Origin of the sequence: Pseudomonas frigoris, assembly GCF_047758635.1 — a bacterium.
Classification (GTDB): Bacteria; Pseudomonadota; Gammaproteobacteria; order Pseudomonadales; family Pseudomonadaceae; genus Aquipseudomonas; species Aquipseudomonas frigoris.
Map to the genome: position 1 here is coordinate 3,005,672 of NZ_CP180479.1, position 21,824 is coordinate 3,027,495.

Here is a 21,824-nt window from a genome sequence, read left to right on the forward strand (position 1 = left end):
AAATCCCCTGTGGGAGCGGGCTTGCTCGCGATAGCGGAGTGTCAGGCAACATCATTGCTGCTGGAAGTCCGCTATCGCGAGCAAGCTCGCTCCCACAGGGGGTCTCTGGTGAATTCAGAGTCTGAGTACACCGGCCTGCTACCCATTGGTCTGATTGCATTCACAGCCGGATGCTTTAGTGTGGACATTACCTTCCAAAACAATAAAAACAGGCTTTCCAATGAGCCAGAGTCTCAGCCAGCTGCGTAAATTCGTTTCGCCTGAAATCATCTTTGGTGCCGGCTGCCGGCACAACGTCGGCAATTGCGCCAAAACCTTTGGTGCCCGCAAGGTGCTGCTGGTCAGCGATCCCGGTGTGATTGCCGCCGGTTGGGTCGCCGATGTCGAGGCCAGCCTGCAAGCCCAGGGCATCGAGTATTTCCTGTACAGCGCGGTCTCGCCCAACCCTCGGGTCGAAGAAGTGATGCTCGGCGCCGATCTGTACCGGGAAAATCATTGCGATGTGATCGTGGCCGTCGGTGGCGGCAGCCCGATGGATTGCGGCAAAGGCATCGGCATTGTCGTCGCTCATGGACGCAGCATCCTCGAATTCGAAGGCGTGGACACCATCCGTATCCCCAGCCCGCCGCTGATCCTGATTCCAACCACCGCCGGCACCTCGGCCGATGTCTCGCAATTCGTGATCATCTCCAACCAGCAAGAACGCATGAAGTTCTCCATCGTCAGTAAGGCGGTGGTCCCGGACGTGTCGTTGATCGACCCGGAAACCACGTTGAGCATGGACCCGTTCCTGTCGGCCTGTACCGGCATCGATGCGTTGGTGCATGCCATCGAAGCGTTTGTGTCAACCGGTCACGGGCCGTTGACCGATCCCCATGCGCTGGAGGCGATGCGCCTGATCAACGGCAACCTGGTGCAGATGATCGCCAATCCGAACGACATCGCCCTGCGCGAGAAAATCATGCTCGGCAGCATGCAGGCCGGGCTGGCGTTCTCCAACGCGATCCTCGGCGCGGTGCACGCCATGTCCCACAGCCTCGGTGGCTTTCTCGATTTGCCTCATGGGCTGTGCAACGCGGTGTTGGTGGAACACGTGGTGGCGTTCAACTACAACTCGGCACCGGAACGCTTCAAGGTGATCGCCGAGACCTTTGGCATCGATTGCCGTGGCTTGAATCACCGGCAGATTTGCGGGCGTCTGGTCGAACATCTGATCGCTCTGAAACATGCGATCGGCTTCCACGAAACCCTGGGATTGCACGGGGTCAGCACTGCGGACATTCCGTTCCTGTCACAACACGCCATGCACGACCCGTGCATCTTGACCAACCCGCGCGAGTCCAGTCAGCGTGATGTCGAGGTCGTCTATGGCGAAGCCCTCTGACGAACAGCAACGGGCGCTGGCGGGGTTACTGGGATTAGGCAGCCACTCGGCGCGCAAGAGCCATTACCCGGAACTGGCCGCGCGCCTCGACGAGCTGGAAACCGAGCGCAATCGCTACAAATGGTTGTTCGAAAATGCGGTCCACGGAATCTTTCAGGCAAGCCTCCTGGAAGGCATGCGTGCCGCCAACCCGGCCCTGGCGCGGATGCTCGGCTATCAGGACCCTCAGGAAGTGCTGTTCTCGCTGGCCGATCTGGCGAGTAACCTGTTTGTCGGCGGCGCTCAAGAACTGGAAAACATCGGTGAACTGCTCAAGCGCGAGCGCAGCCTGCTCGGCTACGAAACCCAATTGCGGCGCAAGGATGGCAGCAGCCTCGACGTGCTGATGAACCTGTTGCTCAAGCCCGATCAGGAAGGGCTGGTGGAGGGGTTTGTCGCCGACATCACCGAACGCAAACTCGCCCAGCAGCGCCTGCAGCAACTCAACGACGAACTGGAGCAGCGCGTCACCGCGCGCACCGACGAGTTGCTGGAAGCCAACCGCAACCTGCAACAGCAGATCACCCAGCGTAAACAGATCGCCCAAGCCTTGCGCGATGCCCGGGACGCCGCCGAGGCCGCCAATCGCAGCAAGGACAAATACCTCGCCGCCGCCAGTCATGACCTGCTGCAACCGCTCAATGCCGCGCGTTTGCTGATCTCCACCTTGCGCGAACGCAAGCTTCCCGACGTCGAACAGGTGCTGGTGGAGCGTACGCATCAGGCGCTGGAAGGGGCGGAGGATTTGCTCACCGATTTGCTGGATATTTCCCGGCTCGATCAGGCGGCGGTCAAACCGGACATTGCGCTGTACCGTCTCGACGAATTGCTCGCGCCGCTGGTGTCGGAGTTCCAGTCAGTGGCCGAAGCCGCAGGGTTAAACTTGCGGGTGCACATGGGCGATTACGCCATCAGCACTGACTTGCGCCTGATGACGCGGATTCTGCGCAACTTCCTCAGCAACGCCTGCCGCTACACCGACGAGGGCAGCATCCTGCTGGGTGCCAGACGCCGGGGTGAAATGCTGCGCCTGGAAGTCTGGGACACCGGGCGCGGGATCGCGGCGGACCGGCTGGATTCGATCTTCCTCGAGTTCAACCAACTGGACGTCGGACGCGCCGCCGACCGCAAGGGTGTGGGCCTGGGGTTGGCGATCGTTGAACGGATTGCCAAGATCCTCGGCTATAAAGTCGGGGTTCATTCGTTGCCGGGGCGCGGTTCGATGTTCAGCATCGATGTGCCGATTTCCCATGACGTTCCGCTGCCGATCAGTCTGGCCGCGCCCCTGCCGGGCACCGGAAATCCATTGCCGGGCCGACGTTTGCTGGTACTGGACAATGAAGTGAGCATCCTCGAAAGCATGAGCGCGCTGCTCGGGCAATGGGGCTGCGAGGTGGTCACGGCCACGGATGAATTTTCCGCACTGGCCGCCTTGCAGGGGCGACCGCCGGAACTGATTCTGGCGGACTACCACCTCGATCACGGGGTGGTGGGGTGTGATGTGGTCAGGCATTTGCGCGAGCATTACCACCAGGTGATTCCCGCGGTCATCATCACCGCAGACCGCACGGACCAGTGTCGGCGCTCATTGCAGAGACTCGATGCACCGCTGCTGAACAAACCGGTGAAACCCGGCAAGTTGCGTGCGGTGCTGAGTCAGTTGCTGGGGTAGCGATAGTGCAGGCTGAAACCGAGCTCGGCTGACTCGCCTTGCTCCAGCAATCGCAACCCCGGTCGACCGGGCAGGTGATGCGCATTGACCGGGTGGCTCACCGGTTCGATACAGAAAAAATCCAGGCCCACCGGGCAGTAGAGCAGGAAGTAATCGCTGCCGGTGGCGCGGCATTCCAGCTCATAGCCCAGCGCTGGCTGGCGGATCAGGCAGTGGCCGTCCCATTCGCAGAAGCCGTTGTCGACCAATGTGTCGGGCAGCGCCTTGAGCGACTGGAAATCCCATTCGGCCGGCAACGCACTGAGGTGTGTCGGCAGTTTTGTTCCGTCACACAACCAGACGTGCCGGGCTTGCGCCTGCAACTGGGTGCCCGTGGTACGCGGAAAGTAAGGATGCAAGCCGAGCCCATGCCAGGCAGGGCTTTCGGCCAGATGGGTGACCTTAAGATCAATGCTCAGCTTGCCTTCGCGCAGATGGAATCGTTGCCGGGCGCGATAGGCGAAGGGCGTGGTGCTGTCGAGTTGCAGGACGACTTCATCGCGCGTCTGCGAAACCACCTGCCACGGCTGTTGCCAGGCGCTGCCGTGAATCGGCAGGGGATCGGTGAGGCTGTTGGGTGTCAGCGCCAGCCAGCCATCGGGGCATTCAAAGCCGCCTTCGGCAATGCGGTTCGACCACGGTGCCAAGGGAAAACACCCGAGTTTTCCCGGCAGACCGGTGTTCAGCGCGTGAGCATCGCTGTGGCGCAACAGCGGCAAACCCGTGCCGCGCACGCTCCAGTTGACGATGCTGCCACCGAGTTCCGGGGCGAGGGTGAGATGGGTGAATTCGTCTTCGAGTTCAAGCAGCGTTGGCGTCATATTACCTTCGGCTCCGGCAAACCTTTCACCCCGGGATTGAGGGCGAACACACCGCCGGCCAGTGACTGTTCGTCATGGTCGTCGCCGAGGCGGATCGAGGTCACGAACAGTGTGTCCAGACGACTGCCACCGAAGGCGCACATGCTCGGTTTTTTCACCGGTACGGAGAGGGAACGGTCCAGTCGGCCGTCGGGAGTGAAGCGGTGAATCAGCCCGGCGTCATTAGCACAAATCCAGTAGCCGCCTTCGGCATCGACCGCTGCGCCATCGGGACGACCAGGGAGTTGATGCATGTCGACAAACAGCCGCCGGTTGGACGGTATGCCGCTGTCGATGTCGTAGTCAAAGGCCCAGATTTGCTGGACCAGGGGATGAGAGTCAGACAGGTACATCGTTCGCCCGTCCGGGCTGAAACCCAGGCCGTTGGGCACGATAAACCCGCTGAGTTGCGCCTCGAGTGGCCCGCGTTGCCCGGCGCTGTAGCGGTAAAGCGAGCCGTCGGCAGCGTTGGCCCCCATGTTCAGCACCATGCTGCCCGCCCAGAAGCGCCCCTGACGATCGCAGCGACCATCGTTCAGGCGCATATCGGTGCGGGCGTGTTCGACCGGAGCCAGGAGGTTGCTGTCGAGGCTGCCATCGTTATGCGGGTGCAGATGAAAGAACCCGCTTTGCATCCCGGCAACCCAGCCGCCGTTGCTGTGACGTGCAATGCAGGCGAGCATTTCCGGTGCTGTCCAGGCGTGAACATGGCCGGTTTCGGCGCTCCAGCGTTGCAGGCCTCCGACGGGAATATCGACCCAATACAGGGCGTTTTCCTCGGGGACCCAGACCGGGCATTCACCGACTGCGTTGCGGGCATCGACAATCAATTCGGCTTGCATGACAACTCATCCCCTCGGGTTTTTGTTGTTGGGATCAAGTGAGGTACGCGGGTTCAGTCGCCGAACGGGCCGGACGCGACAAACGCACCACCCTGGTAGACCCGAGCCGGGTCGTCAGCGGCCGGCATCGGTTGGGCTTCGACTTTTTCGCGGAACACTTCGGAACTGTCCTGAGGTTCATAACCCAGGCAGGTGGCGAAACGGTTGTCCCACCAGACGTTCTTGTTGTCGGACATGCCGTAGACCACGGTGTGGCCGACATTGGGGGCGTACAGCGCGCATTCGAGCAATTGAGTCAGGTCGCCGAAGCTCAACCAGGTGCTCATCATTCGGCGGTTGAGCGGTTCCGCGAACGAGGAGCCGATGCGCACGCTGACGGTCTCGATGCCATAGCGATCGAAGTAGAAACTGGCCATGTCTTCGCCGTAGGACTTGGACAAGCCGTAGTAGCTGTCCGGGCGGCGAGGGGAGTGGGCGTCGATGACTTCATCCTGCTTATAGAAGCCGATCACGTGGTTGGAACTGGCGAAAATCACCCGCTTCACACCATGACGGCGAGCGGCTTCATAGATGTGGAACACGCCGCAGATGTTGGCGCCGAGGATCTCTTCGAACGAGTGCTCCGTCGACACGCCACCAAAGTGCAGGATTGCGTCCACGCCTTCAACCAACTGATGGACTGCTTGCTTGTCTGCCAGGTCGCAGGGCACGACTTCTTCACGGTCATCGATGGCCGGGGCGATGTCAGTGATGTCCGACAGGCGAATTACATTGGCGTAGGGCCGCAGGCGTTCGCGCAGGACTTTGCCGAGGCCACCGGCGGCACCGGTCAGGAGTAGACGATTGAAAGGAGTGCGGGCTTGAGTAGTGATGGTCATGGAAGTCCCTGAGCAAGCAGTCATTGTTATTGAATTTGTTGTAGGTTGTCGTACGACTAGATTGAAGTATCGTTAGGGTCTCAGGTCGTTGTCAACGCGTCATCGGCTGAAATTGACGGAGGGTTGTTTCCTGCATCCGCTGACCCTGTGAAGCTCTTTGTGGGAGCGAGCTTGCTCGCGAAGAGGCCTGCACATTCAACATCTCCATTGCCTGACCCACCACTTTCGCGAGCAAGCTCGCTCCCACAGGGCTCGTGTTGATCCCCCGCCCCTCGGCTTACAACAACGAGATCGGGTAGTTGATGATAATGCGGTTTTCGTCGAATTCATTGGTGCTGAAGTCCTTGCGGATCGACGCATTACGCCATTTGACGTTGAGATTCTTCAGCGCGCCGCTCTGCACGGTGTAAGCCAGTTCTGACTCGCGGCCCCATTCCCTGCCGTCGGTAATGGTGCCTGTGTGCACGTTATCGCCGCTGATGTAGCGGTTCATCATCGTCAGGCCGGGAATGCCGAGCGCCACAAAATTGTAGTCGTGGCGCAGCTGCCAGGATTTTTCCTTGGCGTTGTCGTAGCTGGAGTTGTAGCTGTCGTTGGCCAGGGTGCCGCCGCTGGTGCCGTTGACCCGCATCCAGACATCGTCGCCGGTGAGTTTTTGCAGGCCGACAAAGAAGGTGCTGCCGCCGTATTTGGCCGAGAGCATGGCGAACGCGGTTTTGTTGTCGAGGTCGCCGGCCAGGGCGCTGCCGTCTTCCTTGCCGATGAAGTAGCCAAGGTTGGCGCCGAGGGTCCAGTCGCCGATGGGCTGGCTGTGGCTCAGGTTGAAATACTGCTGCTGATAAATGTCGCTGAGTTGCGCGTACCAGACGCCGACCTGGGTGCGCTTCTCGTTGAACGCATATTCACCGCCGCCAAAGTTGAAACGGTCCGAGGTGAAGGCAGCCGATTTGCCGTTCATGAACATGTCTTGCATGCTCGCATCGTTGCGCGGGCTGTTGGCGCGGAACTGGCCGCCGTAGAGCGTCAGGCCACTGATCTCGGTGGATGTCACCTGACCACCACGGAAGGTTTGCGGCAGGGAGCGGCCGTCGTCGGAGCGCAGGATCGGCAACACCGGCATCCATTCGCCGACCTTCAATTCGGTTTTCGAAACTTTCCCTTTCAGCGCCACACCCAGGCGCCCGAAATTGTCGGCCGGGCGGCCGTCGTCATGAATCGGCAGCAACGAGGTACCGCGCGTGCCTTTGCCTCCGTCGAGTTTTTCCGAGTACAGGCCCAGCACATCCATGCCGAACCCGACGGGGCCCTGGGTGAATCCGGATTTGGCATCGAGGATGAAGCTTTGCGTCCACTCTTCAGCCTTGCCCTGCGGGTAGGCCGGGTTCGTGAAGTTGCGGTTGATGTAGAAGTTGCGCAGGTTCAGCGTGGCTTTGGCGTCATCGACGAAACCTTCGGCATGACTGGTCATGGGCAGGGCGAGGGCCAGGCTGCTGCAACCGATCAGGCTCAGGGTATGACGGAGTGCGAAGGCTGGGCGAGGGGTGCAAACGGAGGAATTGCGGACGAGCTTGCTCACAGTGACGCTCCCGTGTTTCTTGTTGTTTTTATTTTTTGTTATACGTCGTCGTACAACATCGGGGCGGATTATTTGCAAGTGTTACGGGGAATGTCAATCAGAAGTTGTACGATGACTCGGCTCAATCAGGGGCATGTCGAAGAACCCCTGTGGGAGCGGCGGTGCGGCGATCCCACAGGGTTTTGTGTTTTAGCTCACGATCATCGGCGGCATCGTGCCGAGTAAAGAAACGGCAGCCACCGCTCCCATCCCCAGAAACCATTCCATGATCACGCTGGTTTTCAGCGTTGGCAGTCGTTGCTCGCAATGCTTGATCCGCAACCGATTGAACAACGCCAACCCCAACATCGCGGCGACCAGCACAACCTTGATCAACAGAATCAGCGCAAACCCGGACAGCAACGGCGTCGGCCAGAATTGCCCGGTGAGTACCCGTACGTTGATCAAACCGGTCATCACCAACCCCGCCACCAATACGTAACCAACGCCGCTGAAGCGTTGCAAGGTCGCTTTGATTGAATGCTCTGTCGGTTGCCGCAGGATCATCACCAACAACATCAAGCCGCCGAGCCAGGCGCCGACGCAGGTCAGGTGGATGATTTGATTGAGGATCAGCAATTGGCCGTTGAGACCGTCGAGCATGGCTCCGTGGCCGACCGGGGCTAGGGTGGCCAGCAGCAGGCTGGCGAGGCCGATTCGCAGGGGTAGGTTTGAGCGCAATGGCGTCATTAGCAGCGCGACCAACAACGCATTGAGCAGCAAGTGCCAGCGCCAGACCTGCCCGAAAAACGTCTTGCCCAGCACCAGTTGCAGGGTCGGAGGATCGAATGCCGCGTCCCACGAACCGGCCATGCTGGCGGTGATCAGCAGCAACCAGCTAACGCCAGTGACCAACGCCACCGCCGCCAGCCAGCGGCTTGTCTTCGTCAGTCGCTGATCCAGATTTCCAGCGTCGCCATTGACCAATAGAGGCCTGAAGACCCACGCCCCGAACAGCATCAGCACAACGGTGAAATGCAGAAAGCGGCAAAGCACCATCGCGCTCGACATGAATTACTGGCCAACCTTGAAGCTGTAAGCACCTTCGCTTTTGTGGGTATCGACCGACACCGCGTGCCATTCGACTTTGTAGGCACCCGCAGCGAACGGTGCGGCCGGGGTGACGATCAGGGTTTTCTTGTCGCTGCCTTCGGTAGCCAAGCTTTTCACTGCAACGGGGACGCCGTCCTTGCTGATCGTGACCTTGGAAAAGGTCGCTTCAACGCCTTCCGAAAACACCAGGCGCAGTTCCGACGGCGCGCTCACTGTGCTGTCGGCGGCCGGGGTCTGGTCTTTCAGATGGGCGTGGGCAAACACCGATGAAGCGGCGAACAGCGAGCCGAGCAGGGTGACGGTGGTCAGGGTTTTCTTGAGCAGCATCGTGGAATACCTCTGAGGCAGGTTCGAAAAGGCGGTCAGTTTACCTGCGAGAAGCTGGGCGTACGAAGTTTCGTTTTCCCTTGTCGCCGCGAGGTAGAGCGGATGCTAGTCTTGAGCAACGCTGTTGTCAGGGAGCCCTCATGGGCAATCACAAGATCGAGATTCGTCGCAGTAACGTCGAGAAAATTCTGTTGGGGGCCGAAAAGGTTTTCGCCGAAAAAGGTTTCGGCGGCACCGCCATGGCCGACATCGCCGCCGAAGTGCAACTGCCGCGCTCCAACCTGCATTACTACTTCAGCACCAAGAGTGAGCTGTACAGCGCAGTGCTGTTGGGTTTGCTGGAAGTGTGGAAACAGGATGCCCTGTGCTTCGAGATGTTCGACGACCCGCGCGTGGTGCTCAGCAGCTACATCCGCGCCAAGATGAACCACTCCCGCAGCCGGCCTTACGGCTCCAAGGTCTGGGCCAACGAAATCATCCATGGTGCGCCGACTCTGGGTGAGAAACTGGACGTCAGTCTGTACGACTGGGCCAAGATGAAAGAAGCGAAAATTCGCCAGTGGGTGGACGACAAACGCATCCTGCCGGTGGAACCTTCGAGCCTGCTGTACATGATCTGGGCGTCGACCCAGCATTACGCCGACTTTGATCATCAGGTGAATATTCTGAATGACCATCAGCCGTTGTCGGACATGCAGTTCGAGCGGGCGGTGCAGACGGTGACGAGTGTGATCTTGCGGGGAATCGGGTTGGAGCCGTGAATCAAAAGATCGCAGCCTCGTTTCACTCGACAGCTCCTACGAGGGATTGTGTAACCCTGTAGGAGCTGTCGAGTGAAACGAGGCTGCGATCCCTTGATCTTCAACGATCAAACAGCGACGTGGTAAGGATTGCGCGGATCATGGTTCCAATCCAGAAACGGCTTCCTGTTCTCCATCGGCACCATCTCGATACAATCCTGCACCGGGCACGTGATCTGACACAGATTGCACCCCACGCACTCATCATCAATCACTTCATATTTATGCGTCCCGTCCGCCTGCTTCAGGCTCGCAACCGCCTGGTGTGAAGTGTCTTCGCAAGCAATGTGGCAACGACCGCAACCAATGCAGGCCTCCTGGTCAATCCTGGCAATCACTTGATAGTTGATGTCCAGGTACTTCCAGTCCGTGGTATTGCCCACCGCACGCCCGGAAAACTCTGACACGCTGGCGTAGCCTTGACTGTCCATCCAACGCGATAAACCGTCCTTCATCTCCTCGACAATCCGGAAGCCATGCAGCATCGCCGCCGTGCACACCTGCACCGAGCCGCTGCCCAGCGCGATGAATTCCGCCGCGTCGCGCCAGCTGCCAATGCCGCCAATGCCGGAGATCGGCAGGCCTTGCGTCTGTGGATCGCGGGCGATTTCAGCGACCATGTTCAGCGCAATCGGCTTCACCGCCGAACCGCAATAACCACCGTGGGTGCTTTGGCTGCCCACCGCGGGATTGGCGACCATGCGCTCCAGGTTGACGCTGGTGATCGAGTTGATCGTGTTGATCAGCGACACCGCATCCGCGCCGCCACGATGAGCTGCGCGGGCGGCGACGCGAATGTCGGTGATGTTCGGCGTGAGCTTGACGATCACCGGCAGCGAGCAATACGTCTTGCACCAACGGGTGACCTGCTCGACATACTCCGGTACCTGGCCGACCGCCGCGCCCATGCCGCGCTCCGGCATACCGTGCGGGCAACCGAAGTTCAGCTCGATGCCATCGGCGCCGGTGGCTTCCACCAGCGGCAGAATGAATTTCCAGGATTCTTCGACGCAGGGCACCATCAGCGACACGATCAGCGCACGGTCCGGCCAGTCCTTTTTGACCTGAGTGATTTCCCGCAGGTTGATCTCCAGCGAGCGATCGGTGATCAGCTCGATGTTGTTGAAGCCCACCACTTCGCGGTTGGCACCGAAGTGCGCCGAGTAACGCGACGACACGTTGACCGCCGCCGGGTCTTCACCCAGGGTTTTCCAGACCACGCCACCCCAGCCGGCCTCGAAGGCGCGGACCACGTTGTAGGCCTTGTCGGTGGGTGGCGCGGAGGCCAGCCAGAACGGATTGGGGGCTTTGATGCCGGCGAAGACAATCGAGAGATCGGCCATTTACGCAGCCTCCACGTTGAGCATGAGTTGGGCGTTGATGGCCTCGGCGGCCCGTTTGCCGTGCTGTACGGCCTGCACGGTGAGGTCCTGATCGAGACTGGTGCAGTCGCCGCCGGCGTATACGCCGGGGATGCTGGTGCGCAGGTTTTCGTCCACTTGAATCCGCTCACCCTGACGCTTGAGTTCACCGGCCAGCGGGTCGACGAGGGCGCTGGCGTCGAAGGCCTGGCCGATGGCTTTGAAGATTGCGTCAGCGGCCAGTTCGAAGGTTTCGCCGGTGGTTTGCAGGCGACCTTCGACTAACCAGGTCCGGGCGAAGCGCATGCCGCGTACTTGGCCTTGAGCATCGAGCAGGACTTCTTCGGGTTGTGCCCAAGTCAGCAAACGCACTTGATTGGCTTTGGCGATGTCCTGTTCGTGGCCGGTGGCGCCCATTTCCTCGACACCGCGGCGGTACACCAGGTTGACGTCGCGTGCCCCGAGGCGAGCCATTTGCACCGCCATGTCGATGGCGGTGTTGCCGGCACCCAAAACGATACAACGGTCAGCGAGGGGGAGTTGGGTCAGGTCACCGGCCTGACGTAGTTCGCGGATGTAATCGGTGGCGGCCAGCAGGCCGGGTGCATCTTCATGAGCAAGCCCCAGCTGTTTGCTGGCGGCCAGACCGAGGCCGAGGAACACCGCGTCGAACTGCTGATGCAGCTCGCTTAAGGTCAGGTTCTCTCCAAGTTTTTGCCCGTGGCGGATTTCGATGCCGCCGATTTCCAATAGGAACTCAAGCTCCTTCTGCGCGTAGTCGTCCACCAGTTTGTACTTGGCGATCCCGTATTCGTTGAGGCCGCCAGCCTTTTCCCGTGCCTCGAAAATCACCACGTCATGACCGTGCATGGCACTGCGGTGAGCGCAGGACAACCCGGCCGGACCGGCGCCGACCACGGCGATGCGCTTGCCGGTTGATGCAGCACGTTGGAAGGGGTGTTCGTTGAAGTGTGCGTTGTCGACGGCGTAACGCTGTAACAGGCCGATCAGTACCGGTGCGCATTCATGGTCGTTGTTGCGCACGCAGGCTTGCTGGCAAAGCACTTCCGTCGGGCACACCCGGGCGCAACTGCCGCCGAGGATGTTCGCCGAGAGGATTTTCTGCGCGGCGCCCTGAACGTTCTCCTGATGGATGTTGCGGATGAACGACGGAATATCGATTTCGCTCGGACAGGCATTCACGCAGGGCGCGTCGTAGCAGTACAGGCAACGCGAGGCTTCCAGATGGGCCTGGCGATCGTTGAGCGGCGGTGCCAGATCGGTGAAATGGCCGGCGAGGGCGGCCGCATTCTCGTGCGGATGCGGGAGGTGGTTCAGGGTCTTGATCACGGTGTTGGCCTCACGGTTAATTGAGGTGATGCCTCTATCGGGCATTGGATTTTTTTGTTGTCTGGACTGGCCCTATCGCGAGCAAGCTCGCTCCCACAGGGATCTCGGGCGTCCACAAACCTGTGGGAGCGAGCTTGCTCGCGATAGGCCGAAGGCCGCTTTCAGCGTTTCACAGCTGTCGGCTTGTTCAACTCAGCCCGCTTACTCAGCAAATCAAACACCGCCGGATACGCCGGTCGCTCGACATACCGGCCGGCACCACGCTCGGCGCGCAAATCACCATCGGCCCACACCACCCGGCCCTGACTGACGGTATGACTCGGAACACCGCGTACGGTCTTGCCTTCGAAGATGTTGAAGTCCACTTGCTGGTGGTGAGTCTTCGCCGAAATCGTCCGCGTACCTTCCGGATCCCACAGCACCAGATCCGCGTCCGCACCGATGCGGATCGCGCCTTTGCGCGGGTAGAGGTTGAAGATCTTCGCGGTATTGGTGGAGGTGAGCGCCACGAAGTGCTGCATCGACAAACGCCCGGTGTTCACCCCTTCATCCCAGAGCACCGCCATGCGGTCTTCGATACCGGCCGTGCCATTGGGGATTTTGCTGAAGTCGTCACGGCCAGCCGCTTTTTGCTCGGCGCAGAAGCAGCAATGGTCGGTGGCGGTGGTGTGCAGGTTGCCCGATTGCAGACCGTGCCAAAGCGCCTCTTGATGGCCGCGCGGACGGAAGGGCGGGCTCATCACGTAACCGGCGGCGGTCTGCCAGTCCGGGTGTTGATAGACGCTGTCGTCCAGCAGCAAATGCCCGGCCAGGACCTCGCCGTAGACTTGTTGGCCCTTGCTGCGGGCGTAGGTGATTTCGTCGAGGGCTTCCTTGGTCGAGACATGCACCAGGTACAACGGCGTGCCCAGGGTTTCGGCGATGCGGATCGCCCGACTGGCCGCTTCACCTTCAACCTGCGAAGGGCGCGACAACGGATGCGCTTCAGGACCGGTCATGCCCTGGGCCATCAACTTGCGTTGCAGGTGATAGACCAGCTCACCGTTTTCCGCATGCACGGTCGGCACTGCGCCCAACTCCAGGCAGCGCTCGAAACTCGCCACCAGCGTGTCGTCGGCGGCCATGATCGCGTTCTTGTAGGCCATGAAGTGCTTGAAGCTGTTAACCCCGTGATGGCTGACCAGCTCGGCCATTTCCTCGCGGACCTGTTCGCTCCACCAGGTGATCGCGACATGGAAACCGTAATCCGACGCCGACTTCTCGGCCCAGCCGCGCCACTGATGGAAGGCTTCCATCAAGGATTGCTGCGGATTGGGAATCACAAAGTCGATGATCGACGTCGTGCCACCGGCAAGTCCCGCCGCAGTACCGCTGAAGAAGTCTTCACTGGCCACCGTGCCCATGAAGGGCAGTTGCATGTGCGTGTGCGGATCGATGCCGCCGGGCATCAGGTATTGGCCGCTGCCGTCGAGCACTTCGGCACCTGCCGGAACATCAAGATTTTCTCCGATGGCTTTGATCACGCCGTCGGCGCAATAGACGTCGGCGCGATAACTTTCATCATGGGTAATAACGGTGGCGCCACGGATCAACAGAGACATTCCGAGTTCCTCGCAGGCAATGACCGACTTGTGCCGGTTCTAAATGTTTTATATGAAGCCGACGCAAACAGGTATATTCCTGTCAGCGCTGTCAGGAATAAACGCTAGCCTGAGTTTGAGGATTGAGCAAGAATATTTTTTATAAGCTTATATCTGTTTTAACATATTGATAAGTAACGAATAAATTTGTAAATCGCCAAAATGGTGAGGCCTCTCACCATTTTGACGCACTTGACAGGTTGTAAAAATAGACGAGATTTCTTATGTGAAATCAGCCGCTTGAGGATGGTCTATGGTTGATGCGCAACGTTGAAAAAAAGTGGTATGCACCAGATTGAGTCCTGACTGTTCGGACAACTTGCCTGGCATTTGGCCTGAGTGAACAAGCAAGTAACCGGTGACTCATCGGCTATATAAATAAAACTGATAAACATCAGTTGGTTACAAAGTTTTTATGGAACTGCCCGGTGCGCAAACGGGGTAACCGGCACGTTAATTGATGCCGCCAGCCCCTGATGAGCAACAATAATCAAAAGAACAGTGGAGCGGCCATGCAACAGATCAGATCGCAAGTGACCGAGCGCGACGGCTTGTTCGAGCTCGAAGCCGGCAGTGACGTCCTCGACAGTCCCCGTTACAACCACGACATGGCACCGACCAAGGTGCGCGACCGAACCTGGAACAAATGGCACATCACCGCCTTGTGGGTCGGCATGGCGATCTGCGTGCCGACCTACACCCTCGGCGGCGTGCTCACCGCGTATTTCGGCCTGAGCGTCGGTGAAGCGCTGCTGGCGATTCTGTTCGCCAACATCATCGTACTGATCCCGCTGACCCTGAACGCCTTCCCCGGCACCAAGTACGGCATTCCGTTTCCGGTGTTGTTGCGTTCGTCCTTCGGCATCCTCGGCTCCAACATTCCGTGCCTGATCCGGGCGCTGGTGGCGTGCGGCTGGTTCGGCATTCAGACGATGTTCGGCGGACTGGCCATTCACCTGTTTCTCGGCTCCGTGTTCGAAGGGTGGAAATCCCTCGGCGGTACCGGTGAAGTGATCGGGTTCATGGTGTTCTGGGCCTTGAACCTGTGGGTGGTGATTCGCGGCGCGGACTCGATCAAATGGCTCGAAACCCTCTCGGCGCCATTGTTGGTGCTGGTGGGCGTGGGCCTGCTGGTATGGGCGATGCCGAACGTGTCGATGACCGAGTTGCTGGCGATCCCGGCCAAACGTCCGGAAGGCGCGAGCGTGGTCAGTTACTTTGCCGCCGGGCTGACCGCCATGGTCGGGTTCTGGGCCACCTTGTCCCTGAACATTCCGGATTTCAGCCGCTATGCGAAAAGTCAGAAGGATCAGATCGTCGGGCAGATTATCGGCTTGCCCCTGACCATGTTTCTGTTCGCCTCCCTCGGCGTGGTGATGACGGCCGCCTCGGTCAAACTGGTGGGCGTCACCGTCTCCGATCCGGTTACCTTGATTGGTCATATCCAGAGCCCGGTTTGGGTCGCACTGGCCATGGCGCTGATCATCATCGCCACGCTGTCGACCAACACAGCGGCCAATATCGTTTCGCCGACCAACGACTTCCAGAACGTCGCACCCAAGTTCATCAACCGCACCAAAGCGGTGATGCTCACCGGCCTGGTCGGTTTGGCACTGATGGCCCATGAGCTATTGAAGAAGCTCGGTTTGATCGTCTCGGATTTAAGCCTGGAGACGGTGTATTCCAACTGGCTGCTGGGTTATTCGAGCCTGTTGGGCCCGATCGCCGGGATCATGGTGGTGGACTATTTCCTGATCAAGAAACAGCAACTGGATCTGGCCGGTCTTTACCGCGACGACGTTTATCCAGCGTGGAACTGGTTCGGGTTTATTGCGTTTGGTGTGCCGGTGGCGCTGACGCTGCTGTCGCTCGGTAGCAATGCATTCAGCTGGTTCTACGACTATGGCTGGTTTACCGGCTCAGCGCTTGGCGGGCTGATTTATTACGGGTTGTGCTCGATGCGCCCCAGCCCGTCTGTTGCGAAATCTGCGGTGTGATTGATGGCCTCTTCGCGAGCAAGCCCGCTCCCACACTTGAAATGCATTCCCCTGTGGGAGCGGGCTTGCTCGCGAAGACGGCCTCATAAACGACAACGATCAGCCTGAAGAAACCTATAACAACTGCCTGAGGAGATCATCATGAACGCTGCCGTAGACGTTCTGCAGTCCACCCATCAGCACATCAACCGCGACCGCTTGTGGCAGTCGCTCATGGACCTGGCCAAGCTCGGCGCCACGGTCAAGGGCGGCGTCTGTCGCCTGGCCCTGACCGACCTCGACCGCCAGGCCCGGGACATTTTCGTCAACTGGTGCGAGGAGGCCGGTTGCACCGTCAGCATCGACGCCGTCGGCAACATCTTCGCCCGCCGCCCCGGCCGCAACCCCAACCTGCCACCAGTGATGACCGGCAGCCACATCGACACCCAACCCACCGGCGGCAAGTTCGACGGCTGCTTCGGCGTACTGGCCGGCGTCGAAGTCCTGCGAACCCTCAATGACCTGGGCGTGGAAACCGAAGCGCCGCTTGAAGTGGTGGTCTGGACCAACGAGGAAGGTTCACGCTTCGCCCCCTGCATGATGGGCTCCGGTGTATTCGCAGAAAAATTCACCCTCGAAGAAACCCTGGCCAAGGTCGATGCCGAGGGCGTCACCGTCGGTGAAGCCTTGAACGCCATTGGCTATGCTGGCGAGCGCAAGGTCAGCGGCCATGCCGTCGGCGCCTATTTCGAGGCCCATATCGAGCAAGGCCCGATCCTTGAAGACGAACGCAAAACCATCGGTGTGGTGATGGGCGCTCTCGGGCAGAAATGGTTCGACTTGAAACTGCGCGGCGTCGAAGCCCACGCTGGCCCGACGCCGATGCACCTGCGCAAGGACGCCCTGGTCGGCGCATCGGTGATCGTCGGTGCAGTCAACCGCGCCGCCCTCGGTCATCAACCCCACGCGTGCGGCACCGTCGGCTGTCTGCAAGCCTATCCCGGCTCACGCAACGTCATCCCCGGTGAAGTGCGCATGACCCTGGATTTCCGGCATCTGGAACCGGCGCGCCTGGACTCGATGATCGCCGAAGTCCGCGAAGTCATCGAAACCACCTGCGAGGAACACGGCCTGACCTTCGAACTCACACCCACTGCGGATTTCCCGCCGCTGTACTTCGACAAAGGTTGCGTCGAAGCGGTACGCGGCGCCGCCCAAGGCTTGGGCCTGTCACACATGGACATCGTCAGCGGAGCAGGGCACGACGCAATCTTCCTCGCCGAACTCGGCCCGGCCGGGATGATCTTCGTACCGTGTGAAGGCGGCATCAGCCACAACGAAATCGAAAATGCCGCGCCGGATGATCTGGCGGCCGGGTGTGCGGTGTTGTTGCGGGCGATGCTGGTGGCTTCGGCGGCGATTGCCAGCGGTCAATTGGCGGCCTGAAGATCAAAGGATCGCAGGCTACGCCAGCTCCTACATGGGAATGCGTGCCCCTGTAGGAGCTGGCGCAGCCTGCGATCTTTTGATGTTGCTCTTCATGTGTCACAAACCATGGTGCTGGATCGTCATCCTGTTGAATCCCCCAAACAGTGGAGCAACACGATGTCGTCCAACACCCAACCGGTCAACTTGCTGCAATCGATTCCTCAGGTGTTCGAAAGCCTGACCCAGGTCCACGTCACCCTCGACAGCCACGACCTGGCCCCGACCCTCAAACAGCTGCTGCACCTGCGTGCCTCGCAGATCAACCAATGCGGCTTCTGCGTGAAAATGCACACTCGCGAGGCCCGTGAAGCCAATGAAACCAACGAGCGGCTGGACCGCCTGATCGTCTGGCGCCACGTCAACGATTTCAGCGCCTCCGAACGCGCCGCCCTGGCCTGGACCGAAGCCCTGACCGTACTCGATGAAAAGACCGACTACGCCAGCCTGCGCGGTGACTTGCGCGAGCATTTCAACGACGCCCAGATCGGCGCCTTGACGGCCGAGATCGGCATGATCAACCTGTGGAACCGTTTGCAGGTGTCGAGGCACTGATTGATGAACTCCGCTGAAAACGCCGCCGCTGTGTTCGAGCAGCGCCGGCCCTTTTTGCTCGGTCTTGCTTATCGCATCCTCGGCTCCCGCGCCGAAGCCGAGGATGTCGTGCAAGAGCTGTTCATCAAATGGCTGGAGGCCGACCGCGCCGCCATTGCCACGCCGGCCGCCTGGCTGACCACGGCCTGCACCCGGCACTGCATAGATTTGCTGCGCTCGGCTCACAAGTCGCGGGTCGACTACATTGGCACCTGGCTGCCGGAACCAATTCACACCACTCACCAGGATTCACCCGAACACAGGCATGAACTGGCCTCGTCGCTGTCCACCGCGTTCCTGTTGCTGCTGGAGCGGTTAACCCCCAAGGAGCGTGCGGCGTACCTGCTCTACGAAATATTCGACATGGATTACACGCAAGTCGCGGATGCGGTCGGGGTTCAAGAGGCTGCGTGCCGCAAACTGGTGTCCCGGGCCAAGGCCAGCCTGGGCAGCGGACAAACGCGCTTTCAGCCGGAACCGGCGCGTCAGGACCAATTGCTCAGCGCTTTCCATAACGCCATCGCCAGCGGCTCGACCGCTTCCTTGACCGCGATGCTGAGCGAAGACGTCGAACTCTGCGCCGACAGCGGCGGCAAGGCCTCGGCCATCCGCGAAACGTTGACCGGCATTTCCAGCGTGCTGGATTTCATTGGCCAGTCGTTGCACGTCTATTGGCAGACTTGCGAATGGCTGCCCAGCGAAATCAATGGCGCCCAAGGCGTGATCATCAAGGCGGAGGGGGTCATCGCTGCGTCGATGACTTTTGGTTTTGATGAGGCGGGGCGGGTGAGGCGGATTTTTATCATGCGTAATCCGCAGAAGTTGGCGGGGTTGGATGCATCGTTGCAAGTGCAATAGTCAAAAGATCGCAACCTTCGGTAGCTCCTACAGAGAGTTGCGTACACCTGCAAATTCCAAGGATGTACGAGATCAATGTAGGAGCTGCCGAAGGCTGCGATCTTTTGACTTTACCTTTCAAAGCCAAATGGCATCCCACAGTGGATAATCGCCAATCCGCTTGACCAGTCCCGCACGCAACGGATTCATGACGATGTAACGTGCTGCATCCTTGATGTCTTCATCACGACGCAAAGCGCGATCGTAATACCCCCGTTGCCATAGTCTGCCTTGGCCCTGACGCACGACATTGATCGAACGGCTATTTCTGGATTTGATTCGACACATCAGCTCGGCCAACGTGCCGTGCTTCAGTTCCATCAACCAATGCAGGTGATCCGGCATCACCACCCAGGCCATTGAGGTCACTAGCGACGCTTCATCGGCACAACGCAGTTGATCGACCAGAAGCCGTCCCAGTCGCCAATCTGCGAACACCGGCTCTCTCTGATGAGCGACAGCGGTCAGCAGATAAATACGACCAGATTCCGAAAATCGAGCTTTGCGGAGACGACATCCATTTGCAGCGACAGGCATTCCTTGCCCTCCTTGAAATGTGTTGGCAGATAAACGTTAGCTGATGGTGTTTCTGTCGTTGGCCAAAGCATTTTCGTAATATTTCGAGTACGCCGAAAAGATCGCAGCCTTCGGCAGCTCCTACAAAGGGTTGCGTACACCTGCAAATTCCACGGATGTACGCGATCAATGTACCCCGGCATATCTGCACGATCATGATTGCCTGCGGTCGTAATCTTCACAGGGCGGCGCATGAATGCGCCGCCGTACGCGTGGAGATCCAATGAGCCAGGACGTCCTGACCACCGAAACCAATCGCCGTCAGTTGCAGCAGATCATCGCCGGCCTGTCCGATGGGGTGATTCTGCTGGAGCTCGACCAGACCCTTCTCTGGGCCAATGACGCCGCGTTGGCCATGCACGGCGTCGGGCAACTCAGCGAACTGGGGGCGAATGCCAAGGAGTACGCCAAGCGCTTCGCTTTGCGTTATCGCAATAATCACCCGGTTCAGGCCGACAATTATCCGATCAGCCGCGTTGCCCGAGGCGAGTCCTTCAGTGATGTGTTGGTTGAGGTGACTCCGGCGGACGAGGAGCGCACCTGGGTCCACAGTGTGCGCAGCATGGTATTGGCCGACAGCGCTGGCGAGCCGGAGTCGCTGGTGCTGATCATGAACGATGTCACGGAGTGGGCCAGCGCCGAACAGCGTTTCGAGAAAACCTTCAACGCCAACCCGGCCCCGGCGGTGATCTGTCGCCTCAGCGATTTGCGCTACATCAAAGTCAACCCGGGCTTCCTGGAGATGACCGGCCATGCCCGTGATCAGGTGATCGGCCGTTCGACCTATGAACTGGACGTGCTGGAGGGCGCCGAAAACAAAGACCTGGCCAAGCAGCGGTTGCGCGAAGGGGCAACCATTCCGCAAATGCAGGCTCAGTTGCAGTTACGCGAAGGTGGCAGCAAACAGGTGATCGTCGCCGGCCAGCCCCTTGAGCTGAACGACGAAGCCTGCATGCTGTTTTCCTTTGTGGACATCGAGCCTCGGCATAAGGCCGAAGTCGCCCTGCGCCAGAGCGAGGAACGTTTCGCCAAGGCTTTTCGACTGACCCCGGTGCCGATCCTGGTGTGCAACGCCGGCGATCAGGTGGTGATGGACGTCAATGAAGCCTTCCTCGATACGCTCGCGTATTCCAGTGAAGAAGTGCTCGGCAAATCGGTGACGCAGATCGATTTTATCGATGACACAGGCGCCTGCGCGCGACTGTTTGCGGCACTGGAAAAAACCGGAAGCGTGGATCGTGTCGATGTTCGGGTACGCAAGAAAGGCGCGGGGCTGATTGATTGCGCGGTCTCGGCCGACACCGTGAACATTCAGGACAGTCCCTGCTACCTGCTGGTGTTTATGGACATCACCGAGCGTAAACGCACCGAGCTGGAATTGGTGTCGGCGATCGAAGAGGTCATGAAGGACGCCTCCTGGTTCAGCCGCACGCTCATCGAGAAGCTCGCTAACGTGAAAAACGTCAACTCGCCGCAGTTGCCTAGCGTTTCTTTCACCGACCTGACCGCCCGCGAGCGCGATGTGCTCGGCCTGATCTGCGAAGGCCTGGCCGACAAGGAAATCGCCGCGCGGCTCAAACTCGCGCCGAACACGGTGCGCAACCATGTCTCGACGGTGTATTCCAAGCTCGATGTTCACAGTCGTAGCGAGGCGATTGTCTGGGCTCGCGAGCGCGGTTTGTTCTCCAGCGAGTGGCGGCCCAAGGCCCAGCGTTAGGTGCAAATGCACTAATCGAGGGGGTGCAAATTCATGTTCTGGCCGGGCGCGGCAGTTCTTAGGCTGTAAGGGTGCGATACAGGTCTTCGGGTATCGCGTCCCTTTCAAAACAGCGACAGGAACTGCCGGATGATTTATGTGGCGCAATTGCGTATGCAACTGGAGCGGAGCTTTTCGCCGTTGGCCTGTGACTGCAATGTTACGGGTGATCATTCACTGACGGTGAAGCTCTATCATCCGGTGTCGGGTCAGGTGGATCTGGTGGTCACTGGGTTGAGCGTGGCCAACCTCAGAACGAGGGAGGCGGTGGCAGCGTTGATCGAAGAACTGCGTTATGAGCTTGAGAGCAACACGTTGCATCGTCGCGAGACGTCCTAGGAACTGTCGGGATTTGCCGGCGGTCGTATAAAGAATACGAGAGTATTTTTTCTGTGACCGGTCCGCGGGTTCGCGGTGAAGCAGTTGGGGTCGCGGAAATATGTCGATCACTTACCGCGGGTCAACCTATGAAAAGTCTTGGGAAACGCATTTTTACAACACTGTCGTTCGCACTCTGGATAGCGATTCTGGGTGGTTGTGCGAGTCCTCCACCGCCACCTCCCGCTGCGCCGCCTCCACCCCCTGTGCGCACCTGCCAGACCACTGAAAACACTGATGTGCAAGGCGATATGAGGGCTGAAGGGCAGGTGACCCGGGAAACGACGCTTACTCGTTGCGTC

At 59.5% G+C, this 21,824-nt stretch carries 19 protein-coding genes; 9 read left to right on the forward strand and 10 right to left on the reverse strand.

Annotated elements, in window-relative coordinates; all coding sequences use genetic code 11:
• The first annotated feature begins 220 nt into the window (after window positions 1-220).
• A complete protein-coding gene (ercA, locus tag ACMXYH_RS13820; protein ID WP_129444849.1) occupies window positions 221-1,384 on the forward strand; it encodes an alcohol dehydrogenase-like regulatory protein ErcA in 1,164 nt (387 codons plus the stop codon).
• Window positions 1,368-3,095, forward strand: a complete 1,728-nt coding sequence (locus ACMXYH_RS13825; RefSeq protein WP_415767409.1) for a hybrid sensor histidine kinase/response regulator — start codon at window positions 1,368-1,370, stop codon at window positions 3,093-3,095. The genes ercA and ACMXYH_RS13825 overlap by 17 nt, the downstream gene beginning before the upstream one ends.
• Here the strand turns inward: ACMXYH_RS13825 and ACMXYH_RS13830 are convergent.
• From ACMXYH_RS13830 to copC, 6 genes are all read right to left on the reverse strand, one after another.
• Window positions 3,080-3,955 (reverse strand): aldose 1-epimerase, encoded by an 876-nt coding sequence (locus ACMXYH_RS13830; protein WP_129444847.1) that lies wholly within the window; start codon window positions 3,953-3,955, stop codon window positions 3,080-3,082. The two genes, ACMXYH_RS13825 and ACMXYH_RS13830, sit on opposite strands and share 16 nt — an antisense overlap.
• A complete protein-coding gene (locus tag ACMXYH_RS13835; protein ID WP_415767410.1) occupies window positions 3,952-4,836 on the reverse strand; it encodes an SMP-30/gluconolactonase/LRE family protein in 885 nt (294 codons plus the stop codon). The genes ACMXYH_RS13830 and ACMXYH_RS13835 overlap by 4 nt, the downstream gene beginning before the upstream one ends.
• 53 nt (window positions 4,837-4,889) lie before the next feature.
• On the reverse strand, window positions 4,890-5,714 hold the full coding sequence (locus ACMXYH_RS13840) for an NAD-dependent epimerase/dehydratase family protein (RefSeq protein ID WP_415767411.1): 825 nt from the start codon (window positions 5,712-5,714) through the stop codon (window positions 4,890-4,892).
• Between the two features lie 277 nt (window positions 5,715-5,991).
• The gene (locus ACMXYH_RS13845) at window positions 5,992-7,290 is read right to left on the reverse strand and encodes an OprD family porin (RefSeq protein WP_415767412.1); all 1,299 of its coding nucleotides are present in this window, start codon (window positions 7,288-7,290) and stop codon (window positions 5,992-5,994) included.
• A gap of 189 nt (window positions 7,291-7,479) precedes the next feature.
• Window positions 7,480-8,340 carry a copper homeostasis membrane protein CopD gene (copD, locus tag ACMXYH_RS13850; RefSeq protein ID WP_415767413.1) on the reverse strand — a complete coding sequence of 287 codons (861 nt, stop codon included), beginning with the start codon at window positions 8,338-8,340 and terminating at the stop codon, window positions 7,480-7,482.
• Window positions 8,341-8,343: 3 nt separating this feature from the next.
• Entirely contained in the window at window positions 8,344-8,709 is a 366-nt protein-coding gene (gene copC / locus ACMXYH_RS13855; protein ID WP_415767414.1) for a copper homeostasis periplasmic binding protein CopC, read from the reverse strand.
• A gap of 140 nt (window positions 8,710-8,849) precedes the next feature.
• Between copC and ACMXYH_RS13860 the strand changes: the two genes are divergently transcribed.
• A complete protein-coding gene (locus ACMXYH_RS13860; RefSeq protein ID WP_008149783.1) occupies window positions 8,850-9,470 on the forward strand; it encodes a TetR/AcrR family transcriptional regulator in 621 nt (206 codons plus the stop codon).
• Between the two features lie 107 nt (window positions 9,471-9,577).
• Here ACMXYH_RS13860 and preA read toward each other — a convergent pair whose 3' ends face one another.
• The 3 genes from preA to hydA all read right to left on the reverse strand — a co-directional run bounded on the left by preA (window position 9,578) and on the right by hydA (window position 13,821).
• Window positions 9,578-10,852 (reverse strand): NAD-dependent dihydropyrimidine dehydrogenase subunit PreA, encoded by a 1,275-nt coding sequence (gene preA / locus ACMXYH_RS13865; RefSeq protein ID WP_415767415.1) that lies wholly within the window; start codon window positions 10,850-10,852, stop codon window positions 9,578-9,580.
• Entirely contained in the window at window positions 10,853-12,220 is a 1,368-nt protein-coding gene (locus ACMXYH_RS13870; RefSeq protein WP_415767694.1) for an NAD(P)-dependent oxidoreductase, read from the reverse strand. It lies immediately after the preceding gene.
• Between the two features lie 161 nt (window positions 12,221-12,381).
• On the reverse strand, window positions 12,382-13,821 hold the full coding sequence (gene hydA / locus ACMXYH_RS13875) for a dihydropyrimidinase (protein WP_415767416.1): 1,440 nt from the start codon (window positions 13,819-13,821) through the stop codon (window positions 12,382-12,384).
• A gap of 551 nt (window positions 13,822-14,372) precedes the next feature.
• Between hydA and ACMXYH_RS13880 the strand changes: the two genes are divergently transcribed.
• From ACMXYH_RS13880 to sigJ, 4 genes are all read left to right on the forward strand, one after another.
• Window positions 14,373-15,857 (forward strand): NCS1 family nucleobase:cation symporter-1, encoded by a 1,485-nt coding sequence (locus ACMXYH_RS13880; protein WP_415767417.1) that lies wholly within the window; start codon window positions 14,373-14,375, stop codon window positions 15,855-15,857.
• Between the two features lie 141 nt (window positions 15,858-15,998).
• On the forward strand, window positions 15,999-17,282 hold the full coding sequence (locus ACMXYH_RS13885) for a Zn-dependent hydrolase (protein WP_415767418.1): 1,284 nt from the start codon (window positions 15,999-16,001) through the stop codon (window positions 17,280-17,282).
• Between the two features lie 159 nt (window positions 17,283-17,441).
• On the forward strand, window positions 17,442-17,876 hold the full coding sequence (locus tag ACMXYH_RS13890) for a carboxymuconolactone decarboxylase family protein (protein ID WP_415767419.1): 435 nt from the start codon (window positions 17,442-17,444) through the stop codon (window positions 17,874-17,876).
• A 3-nt stretch (window positions 17,877-17,879) separates the two neighbouring features.
• On the forward strand, window positions 17,880-18,773 hold the full coding sequence (sigJ, locus tag ACMXYH_RS13895; RefSeq protein ID WP_415767420.1) for an RNA polymerase sigma factor SigJ: 894 nt from the start codon (window positions 17,880-17,882) through the stop codon (window positions 18,771-18,773).
• 117 nt (window positions 18,774-18,890) lie between these two features.
• Here the strand turns inward: sigJ and ACMXYH_RS13900 are convergent, their stop codons facing one another.
• Window positions 18,891-19,349 (reverse strand): REP-associated tyrosine transposase, encoded by a 459-nt coding sequence (locus ACMXYH_RS13900; protein ID WP_415767421.1) that lies wholly within the window; start codon window positions 19,347-19,349, stop codon window positions 18,891-18,893.
• Window positions 19,350-19,611: 262 nt separating this feature from the next.
• Here ACMXYH_RS13900 and ACMXYH_RS13905 point away from each other — a divergent pair, with 262 nt between their 5' ends.
• Together ACMXYH_RS13905 and ACMXYH_RS13910 are read left to right on the forward strand one after the other, a co-directional pair.
• On the forward strand, window positions 19,612-21,105 hold the full coding sequence (locus ACMXYH_RS13905; protein ID WP_415767422.1) for a PAS domain S-box protein: 1,494 nt from the start codon (window positions 19,612-19,614) through the stop codon (window positions 21,103-21,105).
• A 129-nt stretch (window positions 21,106-21,234) separates the two neighbouring features.
• Complete coding sequence (locus ACMXYH_RS13910) at window positions 21,235-21,483, forward strand: DUF1652 domain-containing protein (RefSeq protein WP_129444832.1); 249 nt, start codon at window positions 21,235-21,237, stop codon at window positions 21,481-21,483.
• Window positions 21,484-21,824 lie beyond the last annotated feature (341 nt).

Bases quoted from the DNA above. Each gene is read 5' to 3' on its own strand.
- ercA (WP_129444849.1), top strand. From the start codon at position 221: ATGAGCCAGAGTCTCAGCCAGCTGCGTAAATTCGTTTCGCCTGAAATC.
- ACMXYH_RS13825 (WP_415767409.1), top strand. From the start codon at position 1,368: ATGGCGAAGCCCTCTGACGAACAGCAACGGGCGCTGGCGGGGTTACTG.
- ACMXYH_RS13830 (WP_129444847.1), bottom strand. From the start codon at position 3,955: ATGACGCCAACGCTGCTTGAACTCGAAGACGAATTCACCCATCTCACC.
- ACMXYH_RS13835 (WP_415767410.1), bottom strand. From the start codon at position 4,836: ATGCAAGCCGAATTGATTGTCGATGCCCGCAACGCAGTCGGTGAATGC.
- ACMXYH_RS13840 (WP_415767411.1), bottom strand. From the start codon at position 5,714: ATGACCATCACTACTCAAGCCCGCACTCCTTTCAATCGTCTACTCCTG.
- copD (WP_415767413.1), bottom strand. From the start codon at position 8,340: ATGTCGAGCGCGATGGTGCTTTGCCGCTTTCTGCATTTCACCGTTGTG.
- copC (WP_415767414.1), bottom strand. From the start codon at position 8,709: ATGCTGCTCAAGAAAACCCTGACCACCGTCACCCTGCTCGGCTCGCTG.
- ACMXYH_RS13860 (WP_008149783.1), top strand. From the start codon at position 8,850: ATGGGCAATCACAAGATCGAGATTCGTCGCAGTAACGTCGAGAAAATT.
- preA (WP_415767415.1), bottom strand. From the start codon at position 10,852: ATGGCCGATCTCTCGATTGTCTTCGCCGGCATCAAAGCCCCCAATCCG.
- hydA (WP_415767416.1), bottom strand. From the start codon at position 13,821: ATGTCTCTGTTGATCCGTGGCGCCACCGTTATTACCCATGATGAAAGT.
- ACMXYH_RS13880 (WP_415767417.1), top strand. From the start codon at position 14,373: ATGCAACAGATCAGATCGCAAGTGACCGAGCGCGACGGCTTGTTCGAG.
- ACMXYH_RS13885 (WP_415767418.1), top strand. From the start codon at position 15,999: ATGAACGCTGCCGTAGACGTTCTGCAGTCCACCCATCAGCACATCAAC.
- ACMXYH_RS13890 (WP_415767419.1), top strand. From the start codon at position 17,442: ATGTCGTCCAACACCCAACCGGTCAACTTGCTGCAATCGATTCCTCAG.
- sigJ (WP_415767420.1), top strand. From the start codon at position 17,880: ATGAACTCCGCTGAAAACGCCGCCGCTGTGTTCGAGCAGCGCCGGCCC.
- ACMXYH_RS13900 (WP_415767421.1), bottom strand. From the start codon at position 19,349: ATGCCTGTCGCTGCAAATGGATGTCGTCTCCGCAAAGCTCGATTTTCG.
- ACMXYH_RS13905 (WP_415767422.1), top strand. From the start codon at position 19,612: ATGAGCCAGGACGTCCTGACCACCGAAACCAATCGCCGTCAGTTGCAG.
- ACMXYH_RS13910 (WP_129444832.1), top strand. From the start codon at position 21,235: ATGATTTATGTGGCGCAATTGCGTATGCAACTGGAGCGGAGCTTTTCG.